Origin of the sequence: Anaerocolumna sp. MB42-C2 (genome assembly GCF_030913705.1) — a bacterium.
Classification (GTDB): domain Bacteria; phylum Bacillota; class Clostridia; order Lachnospirales; family Lachnospiraceae; genus Anaerocolumna.
In genome coordinates, this window is the sequence record NZ_CP133190.1 from 2,838,840 (window position 1) to 2,858,620 (window position 19,781).

Here is a 19,781-nt window from a genome sequence, read left to right on the forward strand (position 1 = left end):
TAGGGGGAACAGGTATTATTATGCGTGAAAAATTATCACAAAACCAAAGATTAGTAACAGCCTTTATATATTTAATTGCTATAATGTTGACATTTAATACATTAGGAAGTGGCCTAAGTAGCATCTTAGACCAGAATAACGATTCAAGTATTTGGTTCTATTCTGGGATACTTTTAATCATAATGGGCAAATATGTAACTGAACCATATTTTTCAACACCTACAGACACTTTTGCTAATAGCATTTCATTGATTTTAGTTTTAATAACCATAGATGATAAGACAAAATTATGGGGGTATCACTTTTTACTAATTTACTCAATTTCCCTTATTGTTCTCAGTTTGATACACATGATATTCAAAAATATCAATGAAAAGTTTAAAAATATAACCTATTTTTTATTAAAAAATATTGGTTCATCAACAATCATATTTTCATTGGTATATTTGTTTTCAAGCTATTCTTACTTTGCTAGTGATATCTTTCTCAAATCTCATAGTATTTGTATGTTTATTTCTGCCATTACGCTTTGGATTTGCATAGTATTTTTTGATATCGTTGGTAAAATTATTTCGAAAATAGTTACCTTATTAACTTTATTTAAAAATAAAAATCCTCAAGAATTTATAGGTATTTCAATAAAATCTGATAACGAGAATCGATATACAGTAGAGATTGAAAAAAATAGCAAGAATATTAACGAATACAAAAATTCAATTTGCAGGCTTGTTGTAGTTAAGACTGATTCAGACAGTTACTGCATTGGTATTATTGTAAAATGTAGATTCTTATTGAATAAGTTATGGCTTGATATACTTTTACTCCACGCAGACAATCAACCTATAAAAATAAATAAACAAAATCTATCTTTAGTCGGGATGGATATTTTATTTGATGAACAAATTGGCTCTACGCGAATACTAAATGTTGACTCAATTGAAGATTCAATAAAATCAAAAATTGAGCAAAGCTATGAATACAATAATTGCGAAAATTTCATAGGCTTTATTTTGCCAGACTCTAATATCAATATTATACGGTTTAGCCTTTTAAATAACTCATCGTCAAAAATTAAAGACGGGGCAATAATTTGCACAAAGATATTTAATTATAATGTTCTTTACCAAGTAATTAATGGGACTACCAAAGAGGAATCTATTAATTCTTCTAGTGATTTTGGGTATATAAATGGTATTGCTCGAAAACTTGGGGTCTACAATTATCAAAACAATGAACTTTCTGTGGTAAAATGGATACCTAATATGGGGGAATCTGTATATCTATGTGATACTAACGATGCTTCTGACTTACGAGAATTAGCAAAAACTGCTATTGGTCGTTTACCTGGTACTGATATGAAAATTCCTTTAGCTAATATCAATTCTTTGATTACTCACAATACAGCTATCTTAGGAATTCTTGGAGTTGGAAAGTCTTGCTTAACATTTGAAATAATTAAAAAGATAGTTGATACTGGTATAAAAGTCATTTGCATAGACATTACAAACCAATATTCGAGTGCTAAAGGACTATCAAAATATATAGATGATAAATTAATCATAAATGAATTTTGCCAAACATACTTGGATAATTGGAAAACTACTGCCGAAACTACTGGTGCTAAAGATAAACCCAATGAATGGGGAAATTTATTAAACTACAGTAGCAAAATCAAATATGGAATATCGTGTTTTTTATCAAAGCCCGATTCAAATGTTCTTATCATAAACCCAGATAACCATGTTGTTAAAAAAGCTGCCAGTTCATTCAATATTGCGGCGCTTTCTGATGTATCCTTGGTGGAAAAAACAAAAATTATTTCTGAAAATCTTCTTGAAGCTTGTATGGAATTAGGTCAAACGGATACAGCTCGATGCTGTATTGTATTTGAAGAAGCACACTCATTGACTCCGGAATGGAATTCAGTCGTAAATTCAGGCGATGAAAAACACTCAAATGGTACTTCAAAAGTAATTCTCCAAGGTAGAAAATATGGTTTAGGTTGTATATTAATAACTCAAAGAACTGCTAATGTTACAAAGAGTATATTGAATCAATGTAATACTATTTTTGCTCTCAGAGTATTTGATGATACCGGTAAAACATTTCTAGAAAATTATATTGGCAAAGATTACTCTGATACTTTGCCTACGCTAGAAGAACGGCACGCCATAGCTATAGGAAAAGGTATTGGTCTTAAGCAGCCGGTAATTCTCCAGTTGAATGACACAAAATATATTCAATCAGAAAATTTAGAATCAAACTAGAATCACACGCAAAAAAATAACGCTACAACCCTTGATTTTACTGGGCTGTAGCGTTTCTTCATGTCACTCAAACTCAATCGTTGCCGGTGGTTTCCCCGTACAGTCATAGAGTACTCGATTAATATGTTTTACTTCATTTACAATCCTTGAGGATACTTTACCAAGTACCTCCCAGGGCAGTTCAGCAGCTTCCGCGGTCATGAAATCCGAAGTAGTTACGGCACGAAGGGCTACAGCATAATCATAGGTTCTCTCATCTCCCATAACACCAACGGAACGCATGTTAGTAAGAGCTGCAAAATATTGTCCTATGGATCTGTCAAGTCCGGCCTTTGCGATCTCTTCACGGTAAATGTAATCTGCATCCTGTAAAATCTTTATCTTTTCTTCCGTAACTTCGCCGATGATACGGATAGCAAGTCCCGGTCCCGGGAATGGCTGTCTGAAGACTAAATTCTCAGGAATTCCAAGTTCTAAGCCCGCTTTTCTTACTTCATCTTTAAATAATAACCTTAAAGGTTCAATAATTTCTTTAAAATCCACATAATCCGGCAGACCGCCTACATTATGATGGCTTTTGATTACTGCGGATTTACCAAGGCCGCTCTCTATTACGTCCGGGTAAATGGTTCCCTGAACTAAGAAGTCAACGGTTCCGATCTTTTTCGCTTCTTCTTCAAATACACGGATGAATTCTTCACCGATGATTTTCCTCTTCGCTTCCGGTTCTGAAACTCCTGCTAACTTATCATAAAACCTCTGTTGTACATTGACACGGACAAAGTTTACATCAAACTGTGTGGTAAATATCTTTTCCACTTCATCTCCTTCGTTCTTACGAAGTAAACCGTGGTCTACAAAGATACAGGTTAATTGCTTGCCAACTGCCTTACTGATCATTACAGCAGCTACGGATGAATCAACACCGCCGGATAATGCACATAAAACTTTTTTATCTCCAATCTTTTCTTTTAGAGCTTTGATGGACTGTTCCGTAAAGGAATCCATTTTCCATTCACCGGCACAATTACATACTTTAAAAAGGAAATTGTAAAGCATCTTAGTCCCTTCCTGGGTATGAACAACTTCCGGGTGGAACTGTACTCCATATAAATTCTGGGAGGGTTTCTCTAATCCGGCTACCGGACAGGAATCGGAAAAAGCAGATACGGTAAAGCCCTCAGGTAATATCTCAACTAAGTCTGTATGACTCATCCAGCAGATTGATTTTTCCGTAACGTCACCAAATAGTTTCGAACTTTTATTCACCGTTACTTCTGTTTTGCCGTATTCTCTGACAGGCGCTTTGGTTACCTTGCCCCCTAATAAATAAGTCATCAGCTGGCAGCCATAACAGATACCCAGAATCGGGATACCTAATTCAAAGATCTCCTTGTCGCAGGTAGGCGAGTCTTCTGCATAAACGCTGGCCGGACCTCCGGTAAATATAATACCCTTGGGATTGATTTCTTTTATTTTCTCAAGACTTGTGTTATAAGGTAATACTTCACAATATACATTACATTCCCTTACTCTTCTGGCAATCAGTTGGTTATACTGCCCGCCAAAATCTAACACAATTACTATTTCCTTATCCACTTGTTATTCCTCCTAACAGATTCATCGTCACTTGGTTTCTTGTTCACTTAAAAATATATAGCTTATTTTACAACATTTTTTTCGTGAACACCAGTACAAAATATTTTATTATACAAACAAAATCTGTGCAATATATCTAGATTCTATACACAACATGGCTTTGTTTCCGCCTTTTTACAGGCCACATGGTAAAATAACTCCATATTTCCTATTTCAATTAAAAAAGTGTGTTATATTATAATAATTAAGAAATCGTATTTAAGAGACACCTTATAAAGACTTTGAAAAAGAACTATGAATTTTAAGCACATTTGTTTTATAACTATCCTTTTCGAATAAAAACTGATCATTGTATGACACAAAATAAATCAATCTTTTATTATTGACATAAATTTATATCTATGTTACATTGTAAAGAAGTGAATGAATATTTTTAAATTCATTCACTTGTAAAACGAAATTTTAATAAAATAAAAATATTTCGGAATAACAACAAATATCTATATAAATTACCAGAATAATATAAAGTGCTAAGTAATGATTACTTAACTAAAAAGCTATTTTTCATTTAGATTTGGCCGCAAAGCTATTCAAAGTATATTTTTATAATAAAATGTTTACTTAAAATTGTTCAGGAGAAGCTGATTGCTATGTTATTATTCCGGCTTTATGAAAATTTACTTACGGGAGGTTATTTAATTGGAAGATAAGAAAACTGATATCTATAATTACGGGAAAGAATTATTCAGTTCCAAAGGTTTTAAAGATACTAATGTGGCAGACATTACGAAAAAAGCCGGTGTAAGCGTAGGAACATTTTATAATTACTATTCATCCAAAGAGAAACTTTTTATGGATATCTTTATTGATGAAAATGTGAAACTGAAAAAAAATATGATGTCCTCCGTAAATATTGAAGATACCCCACTGGACTTTATCAAGGGATTTTTATCTATGAATATAGCGGGTATGAAATCCAATCCCATCTTAAAAGAATGGTATAACCATGATGTATTTAATAAAATAGAAAAACTATTCCGTCAGGAAAACGGAAATGATTCTGTAAGTTTCATATATGGCAATTCCTTAGAAATGGTCACCAAATGGCAGGCGGAGGGTAAGATGAGAAGTGACTTATCTTCTGAACTGATTATGACAATATTCGCAGCACTGGTTAATATTGATACACACAAAGAAGAAGTCGGACTTCAGCATTTTCCGCAGGTTTTAGATCTCATCACAGAATTTGTAATTAAAGGTCTCATGGACACTGTAGAATAGATTACTATTCCAATTTGGTTATTATCTAATTTTTATTTTTTGAGGCGCATCAATGAATGAATATATTATTGTTCATTCATTACATGAACTATATTGGAATTTACTTAACGATTTCCGTTGTCAGCCAAAATGTCAGTGTTAAAATCAGTTTTAGGAGAGGAGGAAAAAATATGTTTAAAACAGCCGCCATCCAGTCTGCCGGTTTAGGAATGGATACCGGTATATTCCACGCAGCATACGGTAAATATGCAGAAAAGGCAATCAAAGCGGTCAATCAGGAAGCCTGGCGGCTGGAACAACTGCTAAGCTACTTTATTCCCACAAGTGAAATTAGTAAAATCAACCAAAGTGCAGGGGCGAAATGTGAACAAATAAGTTCAGATACCTATGAAATACTATCACGCTCTATTCATTTTTCTGCTTGCAGTAATGGTACATATGATGCTACCATAGGACCCTTAGTAAATCTGTGGACTTATAAAACAACCTCTGAAATTCCGGAGTCAGAAAAGGTAAAAGAAGTGCTTCCTTTCGTAAACTATTCTGATTTATATCTGGATCCGGTAGCTAAGACTGCCGGCCTTAAAAAAAACAGACAATGTATCAACTTAGGAGGCATCGGCAAAGGATTTGCCAGTGATAAATTCCTGGAAATATTCCGTAATTACGGTATTAAGTCCGCACTTACGAATCTCGGTGGAAATGTGGCTGCTTTAGGATCAAAACCGGACGGCTCCCCATGGAGTATCGGCATACAGCATCCAAGATTAACAGACAGTCTGCTTGGTGTAGTCGCAGTTACAGATAAATCGGTAGTTACATCGGGCGATTACCAGCGTTATTTTATAGACCGGACTGGTAAAAGACGTCATCACATTCTGGATCCAACCACCGGCTATCCGTCAGAATCAGAACTGATCAGTGTGACTGTTGTTGCGGATAATGGAACAACTGCAGATGCGCTGTCCACCATAATATTTATAACCGGTATAAATACAGGTCTAAATATATTAAAGGGGTTCCCCGGAACGGAAGCAATTTTTGTAGATAAAGATCTAACTGTTTACATTACAGCAGGCCTGAGAAATAGCTTTCATCCGGCGGATAAGATTAACATTCAAATCATAACATAAATTAAGGGAGGTAACAGCATGGCTATATATGAAAATAAAAGAAAGAAAAAGAAAGGAAAGACAACTATGTGGATTGTAATATTGGTAGTTTTCGTTGTAATTATAATAACTGCAGGAGCAGGAATACTATTTACTTCGGGTGAACGAAAGGAGGGCCTTAATTTAAAAATTAGTAGCACAGATTTTAAAAATCTGAAAGACGGTACTTATATCGGGGAATATGCAGGCGGAAAGTATAAATGGAGAGCCAATAAAGTACAGGTTACCGTGTCCTCCGGTAAAGTAACGGATATAAACCTTCTCCTGAATAAAGAAAACCGGCCCGCTGAATTTACTGATAAATTATTTGGCAGAGTAATCGAATCACAGTCATTACAAGTAGATGCGATCAGCGGGGCCACCATTACTTCCAAAGCTTATCTCAAATCAGTGGAAGATGCACTTGATAAAGCAGATGAATAATCATTTTAAAAGGTAATAGTAAATTAAGGTAATAATAAATAAAACAAAACCCCATTATTGATCAATATACTATAATTGTAGCATCGAAAGGCCATTCAGAAAGTTCTTTTACTCTGGTACTTAAGGCCACTCTAGTTAAAATTAAATATAATTTGTAGTGTATATAAAATCAAAATAATTACTAAAATGCCTATAACCTTGAAAGGAAAAAGATTATGATATTTTATTTTTCGGGAACCGGTAATTCCCTTTTTATCGCTAAAAATATTGCAGAACATAGCAATGAGAGATTGATTTCCATAGCTGCCGTAATAAACAGCGGTATTAGTAACTATGAATATACATTAAAAGTCAACGAACTTGTCGGATTTGTATGCCCTATTTATGCATGGGGTCCGCCTAAACCCCTGCTGGATTTTATCAATAAACTGAAACTGAATCATTATAATAGAAACTATGTCTTTGCCGTTGTTACCTGTGGCAGTAATATCGGAAATACTATGAAGATATTCCATACCTGCTTAAAAAACAAAAATATATCCTTAAACAGCGGATATTCTGTTATTATGCCAAGCAACTATATTCTTATGGGTGATGTGGATTCAAAAAAAATAGAAAAAGAAAAGCTCTCAGAGGCAGACAGCACCTTACAGCTTATAAACGAATCCATTCATCAGAGGAAAAATGAATTTCAGGTAGAAAAAGGCCGTTTCCCATGGCTTTTAAGCGGAATCATAAATCCAGTGTTTTCAAAAAATGCAAGTAATACCTCAAAATTTTATGCAAATGACCAGTGCTGCGGTTGTGGTATCTGCGAAAAGGTTTGTAATTGCCGCAATATTAAAGTAAATAAAAAACCAAAGTGGGGCCAGCAATGTACTCAATGTCTGGCATGTATCAATTATTGTCCCGCTAAAGCGATCCAATACGGTAAAGCCACCGAAAATAAAGGTAGATATACGAACCCGAATATAAGTACGAATGAATTCATACAGCTTCAATCACAGGTTATATAAAATATTTGTTAAAGTAATCTGTCATAGTTTATCTACTAAAAGATCACCTGCTAGAGGTAATCTACTAGATAAAACTTATCAAAAATAACTTATCATAAACAATTTATTATTATGAAAAAACAATTTATATAACCGTAAGAATTATACAACACGAGTTTCGTTTGTATGCCCGTTCACATTACTACATATACTATTTCACCGATTAGGGATTTTGTAAAACCTTTAGATTTTTTTTACCTGTAAAATAATCACATATACAAAAAACATGGTCATTAGAATTATGGTTTTACAAAAACCCCAATAATTTGTTTATTTATTTAATTCATCCAGTGTCTTATAATAAGATGGCAGAAATTCCTCCATAAAGATGTCAGCTTCCCTTAATTCCATTCGTTTAATGGCATCGGTCAAGCTTTTTTTCGCACTGGTAAATTCCGTATTTCCAGCATTTTCTTCCTGTATACATTTGATTAAGGCTGATAACTTATCTGCAGCCTTAACCAACCTCCATAGATACTCTTCCCCCTCCGCCGGAAAAAAGATGGATTCATAAGATCCTTTTATATCCTCCGGCAGCATATTTAATAAGCGTGTTGCCGCAATCTTTTCGATCTCTTTAAATGCACCCTGTATGTCTTTATTATAATATTTCACAGGAGTTGGCATATCACCTGTAATAATCTCAGTGGAATCATGATATAAGCCGATTAAGGCAGCTTTTTCTGCATTCAGATTATGATTCAGGCGCTTATTACTTATTACGGCTAAAGCATGAGCTAACATACTGACCTCGAGAGAATGCTCCGATATATTCTCCGACTGGGAATTCCGCATCAGAGCCCAACGTTCTATGTATTTCATTCTGGACATCATAGCAAAAAAATGACTTTCCATGTTTTTCTTCCTTTCCTGCTTTTCATTATGGAACATGTATCTATGATTTTATTGTAAAAAGGTCAATTTAGCATTTCAGGTTTAGAGACCTTTTGACACCGAATCATAATTTTAATTATATAACTCTCTATTGTAACAAGTTTGCATTCCATATTTATTTTTATGAATATTTTATGTCAAAATGTACGTATACTGAACCGGCGGATTTAATTTATAGGGATAAGTCCTGCTTACCAGAGAACACCCTTTACGGTTTTCAAAAAATCACCTATAAAGTTTTGAATTAATTGTATTAATAGTATATAAATCTTATACTATTTGAACTTTTTAATACAAAATACTTTACAGGTGATATATACAGCAACTTATCTTCTGTTTATTCAATTTATAAAAAGTGACTCTTGGCTTCAGCTAGAAAGTCTTTCTTGGTGCCATGTTTCAAACGATAGATATTTATTTTGTTCTTATCAAATCGATTTATCACTGATAAGAATAAAATAAGCTAAGTTTCAACATGCCCTTACTGTTTTAAACTTTGGTAACATTCTATTATCTTTAGAATATTACTTTCTTTTACTCAGTCCCTCTCATTAAATCACTTTTAACTTCTCTTTCTCATAATCCTCCAGCTGTCTCTTGATATAAACGCCGGTATAGGAATCTTTATTCTCCGCAATCTCTTCCGGAGTACCCTTTGCGATTACGGTACCGCCCTTATCTCCGCCTTCCGGTCCCATATCTATGATATAATCCGCTGTCTTAATCACATCCAGGTTATGTTCGATAACCACAACGGAGTTACCGCCCTCAGACAGTCTTCTTAATATCTCGATTAATTTGTGGACATCTGCAAAATGAAGTCCGGTAGTAGGTTCATCCAGGATATAAATTGTCTTACCGGTACTGCGTTTACTTAACTCCGCAGCCAGCTTGATTCTCTGGGCTTCACCGCCGGATAAGGTGGTGGAGGGTTGTCCAAGGCGGATATAGGATAATCCTACGTCATAAAGAGTTTCGATCTTTCTTTTAATGGATGGCATATTCTCAAAAAACTTCATTGCCTCTTCCACCGTCATATCCAGAACATCATAGATGTTCTTGCCCTTATAACGTACATCCAAAGTCTCACGGTTATATCTCTTACCGCCGCATACTTCGCAGGGGACATAAACATCCGGTAAGAAATTCATCTCAATTTTAATGATACCGTCACCGCTGCAGGCTTCACATCTTCCGCCTTTTACGTTAAAACTGAAACGTCCTTTGGTGTACCCTTTCATTTTGGCATCCGGTGTGGCGGAGAATAAATCTCTGATCTGATCAAATACTCCGGTATAGGTGGCCGGATTGGATCTTGGTGTTCTGCCGATTGGTGACTGATCAATATTAATAACCTTATCCAGTTTATCAATGCCGATCATATCCTCATGTTTACCGGGAATACAACGTGCTCTGTTAAGGTCCCTGGCTAATCTCTTATATAAGATCTCTGTTACCAAGGAACTTTTACCGGATCCGGAAACACCGGTGATACAGGTCATAACCCCAAGGGGGATGTCTACGGTAACATTCTTAAGGTTATTTTCTTTCGCACCTTTTATCGTTAAATAACCGGTTGGCTGTCTTCTTTCTTCCGGAATCGGTATCTTGATTCTTCCGCTTAGATAAGCACCGGTAATGGATTCTTCCACTTGCATGATTTCTTCTGCGGTACCGGCTGCAATTACTTCGCCGCCGTGTTCTCCGGCTCCGGGTCCGATATCTATAATATAATCCGCTGCAAACATGGTATCCTCATCATGTTCGACTACGATTAGTGTGTTACCCAAGTCTTTTAAGTTCTTTAAGGTTTTTAGCAGTTTGTCATTATCCCGCTGATGCAGACCGATACTTGGTTCGTCTAAGATATACGCTACTCCGACCAGTCCTGATCCGATCTGGGTTGCCAGACGAATTCTCTGTGCCTCACCGCCGGATAGAGAAGCCGTCGCTCTGGCTAAGGACAGATAATCCAGACCTACGTCCATTAAAAATCCGACTCTTGCTTTAATTTCTTTTAAAACCAATTCACCGATCTTCATCTGGGTCGGTGTCAGCTCCAGGTTATTCATAAAAGCATATAAATCCCGGATGGAATAGTCTGTAACCTCAGAGATGTTTTTACCTCCTATGGTAACTGCAAGGGACTCTTTCTTTAAACGCCGTCCGCCGCATTCTTTACATGGAGTTGTCCGCATAAAAGTTTCATATTCCTGTCTCGTAGATTCTGAGGCCGTTTCACGGTAACGCCGTTCCACATTACGTATTAATCCCTCAAAAGCAACATCATATACCCCTTCACCACGTTGACCTCTGTAATGGACTTTTACCTCTCTGCCATCTGTTCCATGCATAATAATATGCTTAATTTTCTCAGGCAGCTCCTTATATGGTGTATTTAGATTGAATTTATATTCTTTGGCTAAAGCTTCCAGGGTACATCGGGTATAACTCGATTTATCCACTGCCGACTGCCATCCTAAAACCGCAATCGCTCCCTCCGCAAGACTTAAGGATTGATCGGGAATGATCAAATCTTCATCAAATTCCATCTTAAAACCTAACCCATGACATTCTGTACAGGCGCCAAACGGATTATTAAAAGAAAAACTCCTGGGCTCAATCTCATCAATACTGATACCGCAGTCGGGGCAGGCAAAATTCTGGCTGAAATTAAGCGACGCCTTGTCCTGAACATCTACAATCAATAACCCCTCGGAAAGTTTTAGAGCACTTTCAATAGAATCGGAAAGTCTCTTCTCAATCCCCTCTCTGACAATAAGTCGGTCAATAATAATCTCAATATTGTGTTTGATATTTTTCTCTAACTTTATTTCTTCGGATAGTTCATAAAGATGTCCGTCAACCATCACTCGAACATAACCGCTTTTCTTCGCCTGTTCAAATAATTTGACATGTTCACCTTTTCTTCCCCTGACCACCGGAGCTAAGATTTGAATCCTGCTGCCGTCCTCCAGACGTTTAATCTCATCCACCATCTGGTCAACAGTCTGCTTTTTTATCTCCTTACCGCATTTAGGGCAGTGAGGAATACCAACTCTTGCATATAATAAACGAAAATAATCATATATTTCGGTAACCGTACCTACGGTTGATCGTGGATTTCGGTTTGTTGATTTCTGATCGATGGATATAGCCGGAGATAATCCCTCTATGCTTTCTACATTAGGTTTTTCCATCTGTCCTAAAAATTGTCTTGCATAAGAAGATAAAGATTCCATATACCTTCTCTGTCCTTCTGCATAAATTGTATCAAATGCCAAAGAGGATTTACCGGAGCCGCTTAAACCGGTTAATACAACAAATTCATCTCTGGGAATATTAACACTGATATTCTTAAGATTATGTTCCTTTGCTCCCCTTATTTTAATATAATGCTTTTTATCAGCCATGTTAACACCTGTACCTTTCATTCTCCATGGGGCTGCTGCCACCTCATCCATGTATTCTTAAGCTGTTGTTATTCCATATCATTCAGCTGTTTTTTCAGTTCAAGCAATCTGTCTCTTAATTCTGCCGCTAATTCGAAGTTTAACTCTGCTGCTGCCGTATGCATATCTTTCGTAATCTTCTTAACCACTGCCTCAAGTTCATTTTTGCTCATGGATTCCGGATCTTTATCCATCTTGTAGTAATCCTTATCCGCTTTCTTGGAAATGCTGATTAACTCACGGACTTTTTTCTGAATGGTTGTAGGCGTGATACCATGTTCTTCATTATATTGGTTTTGGATTGTCCTTCTTCGGTTCGTCTCCGAAATTGCCTTATTCATGGAATCCGTAATACGGTCCGCATACATGATTACACGGCCCTGTGAGTTTCTGGCTGCACGGCCGATTGTCTGAATCAATGAGGTTTCCGAACGCAAGAAGCCTTCCTTATCTGCATCCAGTATGGCAACCAATGTAATTTCAGGGATATCCAGACCCTCTCTTAATAAGTTAATACCCACAAGAACATCAAACACATCCATTCTCATATCCCGAATGATCTCCGAACGTTCTAAGGTATCAATATCTGAATGCAGATATTTTACACGGATACCGACTTCTCTCATGTACGCGGTCAGGTCCTCCGCCATTCGTTTTGTTAAAGTCGTCACCAGAATCTTATTCTTACCTGCAACTTCCTTGTTCACTTCTCCGATTAGATCATCAATCTGCCCGTTAACCGGCCTTACGGACACTTCCGGATCCAAAAGTCCGGTAGGCCTAATGATCTGTTCCGTACGAAGCAGTTCATGATCATTTTCATAAACCGATGGGGTTGCGGATACAAACATCATCTGATTGATTTTATTTTCAAATTCCTGAAAATTCAAGGGACGGTTATCTTTGGCTGACGGCAGACGAAAACCAAAATCCACCAGTGTGCTTTTTCTTGCCTGGTCTCCCGCGTACATACCCCTGACCTGTGGTATGGTGATATGTGACTCGTCTACAATGATCAGGTAGTCATCCGGAAAATAATCCATTAAAGTATGGGGTGTACTTCCCGGTTCCGACCCGGATAAATGTCTGGAATAGTTCTCAACTCCGGAACAAAATCCGGTTTCTCTTAACATCTCTATGTCAAAATTGGTTCGTTCAGCGATTCTCTGGGCCTCCAGTAATTTATCCTCGCTTTTGAAATAACGGATTCGTTCTTCCAGTTCAACTTCTATAGTTTTAATGGCAGCCTCTAATTTTTCCTTGGATACAACATAGTGGGAGGCCGGGAATATAGCAATATGCTCCAGCGTGCACTTTATCTCTCCGGTCAGAACATCAATTTCTGCGATACGGTCTATTTCATCGCCGAAAAATTCCACACGGATTGCCCTGTCGTCAGATGTCACCGGAAATATCTCCACTACATCACCATGTACCCGGAATGTACCACGTTTAAAGTCCATATTGTTTCTTGTATACTGGAGATCCACCAGTTTTCTTAACATCTCATCCCGGTCTTTTACCATACCCGGTCTTAATGAAATTACCATCTCCTGATAGTCAATCGGATCGCCCAAACCATAGATACAGGATACGCTGGCAACGATAATAACATCTCTTCGTTCGGATAATGCTGCTGTAGCTGAGTGTCTTAATTTATCTATCTCATCATTAATTGCCGAATCCTTCTCAATATAAGTATCCGTGGAAGGAACATATGCTTCCGGTTGATAATAATCATAATAACTCACGAAATACTCCACTGCATTCTCCGGAAAGAATTCTTTAAATTCTCCGTAAAGCTGAGCTGCCAGTGTCTTGTTATGGGCAATAATCAATGTTGGTTTATTTAAGGCCTGTATTACATTAGCCATGGTAAATGTTTTACCGGAACCTGTAACACCAAGCAGGGTCTCAAACTGGTTCCCCTCCTTAAATCCCTTTACCAGCTGTGAAATCGCCTCCGGCTGATCTCCGGTGGGTGCATATTCCGAAACAAGCTTAAAATCACTCATCTGTTTCATCCTTTCTAAATTCTTGCCTGACAATCTATATAAAATTTATTTTAGAATATAAATTCATTATCTATTTTAGTATTAACTAATCGTTTGTCATTATATCATATATTTTTTTTAAAAGCAATAATTTTTCGAATGTTTGTTCTATCGTTTGTTACAGTTCAGCCTATGGCTGAATTGTAACAAATGATGCACAGAAATTATGCATTCTGCATAATTTCGCGCAGGTATGTCTCGGGTTTTCTGTGACTTTCGCTTCGCTTCACTCACAAAAAACACCTCGCGGTACCATAGACTGAACTGTAACTATCGTTCAGTTGCCTTGTGTTACCGCTCGCCGGCAACAAACGCATCGTGTTTTTTGTGAGTGTATCGTAACGGAAAACCGGAGAATTGCAGCGTAGGAACTCTGCTTCCTCGTTTTGTTCGCGGAACTGCTGCTTTTAGCAGGGAAACTTGCTGCCTGATTAATCATACCAGTTATATACATAGTCAGGAAGAGCCTCCTGTCAAACCGACCGGAGGCTCTTCCTGATTCATTTCTTTTCTAATATGCACCGAATTATCTTCTATTTTATCCCCTGTTCATTTAACCTGATATTATCTTAACATTTATCAATAAAGCAAGCTGATAGAGGTAATTTGAAGCAGAGTCCTTAAGCATTTATATAAATTCATAACCTGGCATAAAATTTTTATTCTTTATTTGATACAGAAAGTATGGATACTATGAGCTGGTATAACGGCAGAAAAACTTTGCTCACCATGTTGAAAGGAAAAGACTCTTTCCCGGTTCATGTTACTTCCAACAACAAGAATTACAGACCCATCCGTATTCTCAAAAGCGATAGTATTACTTGTCCAATGCCCCTTAGTAGCAAGCACTTTTGCTCCTTTTTTTACAAAATGGGATAAATGCTTCATTAAATAAAATTCTGGGTGTTTGATTAATTGACCAGTTTGCGGGTTTACGGTACAAAGTGAATTCTGCCTCCAGCCCCAGGTAGATATTCCCCCTTCTTTTAAAGCCATATTCCAGTATGTATAACGTTCCGCTCCGTTTCTGAAATAGAACCACATCTGTCCGAAGATATATTCCATGTGTTCCCAGGTATTTTCACCATTGCCGCATTCACTTTCTGTCTGCATGTAACGCATCTCAGGAAAGCTTTCTGTTATCTGCTGCATAACATGCTTTCCTCCCCATTGCAGCCCCACCCCGGTAAGATAACCTCTCGCTTTTTCATCAGATAATATAGTATTGGCGAACTGGTCGTAAAATTCACTAATCGGAGCCGAATTAGGCATCATAAAATCCGCGAAAGGTCCATTAATAGTACCCAGCCAGATTTCTGTCGGTAATCCGGATTGTTTAAAAGCCGGACCCAGATAATCCTTAATAAAATCCCGCATATTTTCACCACTCCACAAACAGGAGGGAAACTTCTGATCAGCCATTGGTTCATTCTGCACATGAACCTGTGATATATCAATACCCTCAAGCTGATATGCCTTAACAAACTTAACAAAATATTGGGCATAGGCTTTTAGTATCTTATCTTCCATTCTTATGCGGCCATAATTGTATGCTTTTTTCGTTTTCATCCAGATAGGCGGACTCCACGGTGAAGCAAATAAGGTAAAATCAGGCTGATATTCCAATCCCTTGCGTATAAAAGGAATCGTGTACTTCTTGTCTCGTTCTATTGTAAATTGATCTAATTCAAAGTCGTCCTCCACCTCGTCACAACTGTACCATTCAAGACTGAAATCATTCCCTCCAATTGGAATACGTCCATAATTGAAATCACATTCCTCCTTTGAGAACAGTTCTTTAATAAATTCATCTTTTTGTTTTTCCTCAGCGAGTTCTAATGCTTCCCAGCCAAGTTCATTAAAACATCCGCCAAATCCAAGCACTGTCTGCCTTCTCTCCCCTGTCAGAGTTAGGATATCGTCAGACTCATCAAAACTTTTTACCTGTTCTTCTATCCAACAGGCATTTTCATAACTGGCTATATGTATAATATTCATTATTATCTCCATTTCTGCTTATATCTTTCAACCTGTTACAGGATGCTGCTATTTTGCTATTTCCTATTTATATCTGCAGCAAAAGGCTGCCGCATTGTATAAAAATACGGCAACACCTTTTAATAATATTATTGTTTATTGTGATAATCCTGCCAGATATTCATCAAGCTGTCCCTGAATTACTTCACGTACTTTCTCTATACCGGCTGCTTCCATATTGGTTTTATACTCCGCAAGTCCTTTTTCTATATCCGTGTAACCTAATTCCAATGGCCACCAATACTGCTGATGTACACTTTGACAAGCGGCATATTCCGACTCGATCGATGAAGTGTCAATAACAAAGGAGCGATATTTTTGTGAACCCACACCATCCTGAATATGGTCATTCCATTCTTTTTTGTAAGCAGATACCTCCTCCGGAGTACCGGCACGTTCGCGGGTTAAGCCTGTTGAACGCGCTGCCCACATGGCAGATGCTGAATATTTATTCGGATCTAAGGTAGTATATTGGCCTTTCTCGTTTAACTCATAGGATACACCTAAAATACCGTGATAAAATGCATCATACATATCCTGGTCCGTTGTAATAAGATTCCAGAGTGCAAGTGCCCTCTCAGGATTTTTAGATGTGCTTGAGATAACCATAGCATCCTGGGTAAAAGCCATATTTGATACATCTGCCGTAAAGTTAGAATATTTAAATTTATATTCCGGATGCTCAATCGCATAACCCTCATATGTATCCACACTCTTAACTCTTAAAGCAGCCTTACCATTTCTAACCTTGTCAGAATCCGTATCTGCCAAAGCAGATTTACTATAAAATCCCTTTTCATTCCATCTTTTCATAATTTCCAGGAATTCATTTGTTTTGTCATATTCATAATAAGTATAAAGCTCTGGTTTTTCAACAGACGGATCAATAAAAAGGAAATCATTTGTTGAACCTTTTATAGCATACTGTCCATTATTATACATCCATAGATCATCCACCTCTGACCCTGAAGAAAAGATATCTAACGGCTCAATTCCTGATCCGCCGGCAGCTACAATATCTAAATATTCTTCTATATCTTCAAATGTTTTCATCTCACCATCCCATCCACTGTTTTCGGTTATATCAGTACGATAGATCGGACCATAATCAGAATAGGATGCATAAAGAGTTGGTACGCAATAATAAGAGCCATCAATAGTAGCCTGCTGCTTTGCCGTTTCAGATTGTTTTGCGAAGTTATCCGGCGCATAGGTCGCCCATAAATCATCCAGATTCATGAATGCACCTTTTTTGGCCAGGGATGCAAAATTCAGCCAGGTTGCGCAGTAAGCAATATCAAATTCTTCACCGGAAGAATATAAAAGCGGATATCTGGTAGCATATTCTGCCCAGCCAATCCAATTAATTTTTAAAGTTGCATTTATTTTTTCTTTCAGAAGTTTATTAAAGTTTTCATTAATTTCTGCTTGTCCTGCCGGTTCATCACTAACAACATACATTACCAGTTCCACTTCCTTAGAAGTGTCTAATTCGCCTGTTTCTGACTTATTACTTTCCTTTACCTCCTTTTTGGTATTTTTACTGCATCCAGCCAGGGATACGGATAACATCACCATAACCAGTAACATAGAAAATAACCTTTTCAAATTTCTCATAAGAATCAAAAATCCTCCTTTTTTTATATGTATTATTAAATCGGTCTATCCCTTTACAGAACCGATTGTAATACCTTTTACAAAATATTTCTGGACAAATGGATAGATAAGAATGATTGGACCGGTTGCTACTACTGCCATAGATAATTTCAGTGTATTCGTCGGCAGATTTTCAACCAATATTCCCGCCTGACTGGATATACGCGTCAGCGCCTGGGTCCGTTGAAGCAAATCATAGAGCATGTACTGCAATGGATATTTTTCCGAGGTATTAATATAAAGCATGGCATTATACCAGTCATTCCAGTAACCCAGCGCTAAAAATAAACCGATGGTTGCTAATCCGGATTTTAATAAAGGCAATATAATACTTGAAAAGATTTTAAATTCACCGGCTCCATCAATTTTAGCAGATTCAATTAAAGCAGTTGGTATTACGGATACAAAACTCCTCATAATTAAAAGATAAAATACATTTAACATACCCGGCAGTATTAATGCAAGAAAATTATCTTTCAGATGCAAATATTGAATGTAGAAAATATATGTGCTTACCATACCTCCATTAAATAATGTCGTGAAATAAAAGAAAAATGAAAATTGATTTCTATACTTAAAATCTTTTCTGCTGATGACATAAGCACTCAATGTTAACACCATTAATCCGACCGCCGTACCGGCTGTTGTTATAAAAATTGACACTCCATATGCCCTTAGAATAGTAATTGGAGTCTTAAACACAATCTTATAAGCTTCTAAAGTAAATTCTTTTGGAAACAATCCATATCCGGTAAAACGGATTGCATGCTCCGATGAAAAAGAGCCTGATATTAATATAATAAATGGTAATAAACAAAGGATGGCAATTAATCCAACCACTAAATAACTTAAAATATCAAAACTGAATCTTGCGGTTCCTCTTTTAATCCTTTGTGACTTTGCCAACTGCTTACTTTTCATAGTTTCCCTCCATTTTTAATTCTATAACCACTTAGAACAAAGCCAATTCTTTATCTGCTTTTTTTACAATCCGGTTTACTATCATAATAATAACAAAACATAGAATTGATTGATAGAATGTTGCAGCCGCCGTCATTCCCATATTAGAATTCTGCATCAGGGAGCGGAATACATAAGTGTCTATTACATCGGTAGCATTATACAACTGCCCATTATTACCCACAATCTGAAAGAACATCTCAAAGTCACCACGGAGAATCCTTCCGATTTGCAATAATAACATAGTAATTATAGTAGGTTTTATACTAGGAAGTGTAATATAACGGATTCGCTGAAAGATATTGGCCCCATCTATTTCCGATGCTTCATAACATTCTCCGTCAATACCGGTAATTGCCGCAATATAAATAACAGAGTTATACCCACACCACTTCCAGGCATTAAAGAAAGAGATAATAAACGGCCATACATAAGGTTTGGAATAAACATTAATCGTATTTTGTCCCATACCTTTTAATATACTGTTTATCAAACCTGTTTCATAATTAAATAAATTATATACAAATGTTCCGACAATAACCCAAGATATAAAATATGGAAGAAAAATAACTGATTGTGTAACTTTCTTAAAGTATTTACTTTTCATTTCCGTAATAAAGATTGCTATAAGAATGGCAAGGGTCTGAGATGTAATCAAATTCAACAAATTATAAAATATAGTATTTTTAGTTATAAGCCATCCTGTTCCTGATGCAAATAAATAGCGAAAATTTTCTATTCCATTCCAATCGCTTCGAAAAATACCAAGATTATATCTGTAGTTTTTAAAAGCGAGCACCAGTCCGGACATGGGTAAATATAGTAAAATAAAAACAAGAATTACCATAGGTGCTATCATCATAAATAAAGCCTTGTTCTTTTTAAATTCCTGTACAAAGTTTTTAAAATACTTAATCATAGGTTATCTCTC

At 36.7% G+C, this 19,781-nt stretch carries 13 protein-coding genes; 5 read left to right on the top strand and 8 right to left on the bottom strand.

Annotated features, from left to right (window positions below; translation table 11 throughout):
• Positions 1-20 precede the first annotated feature (20 nt).
• Entirely contained in the window at positions 21-2,267 is a 2,247-nt protein-coding gene (locus RBU59_RS12420) for an ATP-binding protein (RefSeq protein ID WP_308148186.1), read from the top strand.
• 63 nt (positions 2,268-2,330) lie between these two features.
• Here RBU59_RS12420 and guaA read toward each other — a convergent pair whose 3' ends face one another.
• The gene (guaA, locus tag RBU59_RS12425; protein WP_308148187.1) at positions 2,331-3,866 is read right to left on the bottom strand and encodes a glutamine-hydrolyzing GMP synthase; all 1,536 of its coding nucleotides are present in this window, start codon (positions 3,864-3,866) and stop codon (positions 2,331-2,333) included.
• Positions 3,867-4,565: 699 nt separating this feature from the next.
• On the opposite strand from guaA, the gene RBU59_RS12430 reads away from it, so the two are divergent.
• The 4 genes from RBU59_RS12430 (at position 4,566) to RBU59_RS12445 (ending at position 7,758) form a co-directional block, all read left to right on the top strand.
• The gene (locus tag RBU59_RS12430) at positions 4,566-5,147 is read left to right on the top strand and encodes a TetR/AcrR family transcriptional regulator (protein WP_308148188.1); all 582 of its coding nucleotides are present in this window, start codon (positions 4,566-4,568) and stop codon (positions 5,145-5,147) included.
• 170 nt (positions 5,148-5,317) lie between these two features.
• Entirely contained in the window at positions 5,318-6,280 is a 963-nt protein-coding gene (locus RBU59_RS12435; protein ID WP_308148189.1) for an FAD:protein FMN transferase, read from the top strand.
• An 18-nt stretch (positions 6,281-6,298) separates the two neighbouring features.
• Positions 6,299-6,742, top strand: a complete 444-nt coding sequence (locus RBU59_RS12440; RefSeq protein WP_308148190.1) for an FMN-binding protein — start codon at positions 6,299-6,301, stop codon at positions 6,740-6,742.
• Between the two features lie 215 nt (positions 6,743-6,957).
• Positions 6,958-7,758: an EFR1 family ferrodoxin gene (locus tag RBU59_RS12445; RefSeq protein WP_308148191.1), complete on the top strand. Its 801-nt coding sequence runs from the start codon at positions 6,958-6,960 to the stop codon at positions 7,756-7,758.
• Between the two features lie 309 nt (positions 7,759-8,067).
• Here RBU59_RS12445 and yfbR read toward each other — a convergent pair whose 3' ends face one another.
• From yfbR to RBU59_RS12480, 7 genes are all read right to left on the bottom strand, one after another.
• A complete protein-coding gene (gene yfbR, locus RBU59_RS12450) occupies positions 8,068-8,652 on the bottom strand; it encodes a 5'-deoxynucleotidase (RefSeq protein WP_308148192.1) in 585 nt (194 codons plus the stop codon).
• Positions 8,653-9,242: 590 nt separating this feature from the next.
• Entirely contained in the window at positions 9,243-12,104 is a 2,862-nt protein-coding gene (gene uvrA, locus RBU59_RS12455) for an excinuclease ABC subunit UvrA (RefSeq protein WP_308148193.1), read from the bottom strand.
• Positions 12,105-12,172: 68 nt separating this feature from the next.
• Positions 12,173-14,158, bottom strand: coding sequence for an excinuclease ABC subunit UvrB (gene uvrB, locus RBU59_RS12460; RefSeq protein ID WP_308148194.1), 1,986 nt, complete (start codon positions 14,156-14,158; stop codon positions 12,173-12,175).
• A gap of 705 nt (positions 14,159-14,863) precedes the next feature.
• Complete coding sequence (locus RBU59_RS12465) at positions 14,864-16,195, bottom strand: glycoside hydrolase family 30 protein (protein ID WP_308148195.1); 1,332 nt, start codon at positions 16,193-16,195, stop codon at positions 14,864-14,866.
• Between the two features lie 135 nt (positions 16,196-16,330).
• Complete coding sequence (locus RBU59_RS12470) at positions 16,331-17,851, bottom strand: ABC transporter substrate-binding protein (protein ID WP_308148196.1); 1,521 nt, start codon at positions 17,849-17,851, stop codon at positions 16,331-16,333.
• A gap of 45 nt (positions 17,852-17,896) precedes the next feature.
• Positions 17,897-18,811 carry a carbohydrate ABC transporter permease gene (locus tag RBU59_RS12475; RefSeq protein WP_308148197.1) on the bottom strand — a complete coding sequence of 305 codons (915 nt, stop codon included), beginning with the start codon at positions 18,809-18,811 and terminating at the stop codon, positions 17,897-17,899.
• Between the two features lie 31 nt (positions 18,812-18,842).
• Positions 18,843-19,769 carry an ABC transporter permease gene (locus tag RBU59_RS12480; RefSeq protein ID WP_308148198.1) on the bottom strand — a complete coding sequence of 309 codons (927 nt, stop codon included), beginning with the start codon at positions 19,767-19,769 and terminating at the stop codon, positions 18,843-18,845.
• Between the last annotated feature and the right edge of the window lie 12 nt (positions 19,770-19,781).